The organism is Bacteroides sp. ET489 (assembly GCF_030518095.1).
Classification (GTDB): Bacteria; Bacteroidota; Bacteroidia; order Bacteroidales; family Bacteroidaceae; genus Bacteroides; species Bacteroides ndongoniae.
Genome location: NZ_JAULLJ010000097.1, coordinates 1 through 1,904 on the forward strand (window position 1 = coordinate 1; position 1,904 = coordinate 1,904).

Genomic DNA, 1,904 nt, shown 5'->3' on the forward strand with positions numbered 1-1,904 from the left:
ATACGGCAACATCAATAGGTTCACCATTGCCTGGGAAAAGAATATATCCTCCTATAACTTCTTTTTTCAATGTATCCAATTGGGTGGTCCTTGTAATAGATTGTATCACGATATCTGTGTGTTTGGTTAATCGCATCTTCGGGTGGAACATCAACGCCATTTCTGTCTTTTCCATCAATACGATACTTCGCATCAAATGGATATGTCATTATCATGCCTTCCTGCAAATCGTTCTTGGTAAGCTGCAGTATAATGTCCGGTTTCTAAGGTACGGTTGGTACTACCAAATCTGTTATGCCAACAGAGCTATTTTCATTTTCCGAACTTTTTTTGGGGGGTATAGATGAGTTCCGCCAACTCTACATTGTTTTATTTTAGGCATTTGTACCTATTAAATTAAATATTTTTTATTGGCTATAATAAATCTTTCGTGTCCACTTCAAGAACTTTGGCGATTTCTACCAATGTCTCTAAGTTAGCTTGCATAGTGTTAGTACACCATTTCGAAACAGTTCTTGGATTTTTCCCCAACTGTTCATCTAACTATTTATTGGTACGTTTCTTTTCTGCTAGAACCACCTTCAATCGATTAATATCTTTGTTCATACATTACATAATATGTTTTCAAAAACAAAGATAATCTTATAATCGAAAATCTATTCTGATTATAGTGATTATCTGACAAATATATGTCGAAAAACGACTTTATATTGGAATATACTTCAATAATACTTATGGATTATGTGGATTGTTTTTCTTTATCCCTTCTCTCTTTTACCCTTTCCTGTCCCGGCATTTTTTTAGCCAATACACTTTCTCCAGCAGGAAAATAGATAGGAAAAACTTTATATAAGAAACTTACAATATCATTACGCTTCTTTCCCATATTGAAAAAAGCAGAACAAACAAAATACATAAGGTCTTGCTGACTACACGTCTCTTTTTGCTGAATAGATATTGATGGAGCAATTATCAAGTTATGTTCTGCAAATGCGCAAGCACAGGCAAGAATAGCTTTCTGCTCTTCCTCAGTAAATACTTTGATTTTTTCTGTTAACCATTCAAGTTCTCCTTTGAGAAGTGTTTTTTGCTTTTCATTTTGATGCTTTAATAGAGCATCTACATTTTTTTGTTGCTTTTCTGTCAAGGCATTTTCTAATGCTTGATTTTTTTGTTTAAGAAGATTGAATTTCAGCAAACCGGCAATGTACATACAAAAATATCCCACCGCAATATCGAATATCAAAATAAGCAGGTATTCTTCACTTGAAATTTGCGTAAACTTAGTCAAATATTCATTGATAGGAATAACGGCAAATAGCATGATGATGGCTATTACATAAAGCACTATATATCGAGTTTTATGTTTTACTTGCTGTAAAGAAGCAAACAAAAAGGCGATTACCAAAATGGCAACTATAACACAGAGTGGTATAAGATATATTCCCATAGATCTATTCTTCTGCTTTAGGATTAATTACAATACGCCAATAGCCACCATGATCTGCTCCCTCTCTGACAAGCAATCCTTTGGCTTTTAGATTTGCAATCTGCATTTCAATGGCTCGTTTACTGACTCCTATTTTTTCCGCCATCTTATCTTGAGATATAGAACCATCTGATATTACAAGGTCAAGAATGCTTTGTGCGGTCCGTCCTAATCGCTTTTGTTTCACCGAAGAATTTTGCAAATCACCGAAGGTTTTCACCGAAGATTTCTGTAAATCACCGAAAGTTTTCACCGAAGATTCTTCATCGATAGAGTACTTTTCGAGGCTACTATTTACCCTGTTGGCAACTTCCTCTATAGGTATCCTTCCGTCCTCCCCCCAATTCAAATTATAGAATGTGGTATAGAAAGAAATTGCTTCCGTTTGATATTGTGGTTCTTTGCCCGGCAGGAA

General features: G+C 35.1%; 2 protein-coding genes and 2 pseudogenes. All 4 read right to left on the reverse strand.

The features are described 5' to 3' along the window. A pseudogene (locus tag Q3C19_RS18110) lies at nt 1-363 on the reverse strand (nuclease domain-containing protein); the annotation flags it as partial. A gap of 51 nt (nt 364-414) precedes the next feature. Further along, nucleotides 415-606, reverse strand: a pseudogene (locus Q3C19_RS18115) (helix-turn-helix domain-containing protein). Between the two features lie 133 nt (nt 607-739). After that, on the reverse strand, nt 740-1,450 hold the full coding sequence (locus Q3C19_RS18120; protein ID WP_302731232.1) for a hypothetical protein: 711 nt from the start codon (nt 1,448-1,450) through the stop codon (nt 740-742). Nucleotides 1,451-1,454: 4 nt separating this feature from the next. After that, the coding region (locus Q3C19_RS18125) for a winged helix-turn-helix transcriptional regulator (RefSeq protein WP_302731234.1) at nt 1,455-1,904 on the reverse strand (450 nt) is incomplete at its 5' end.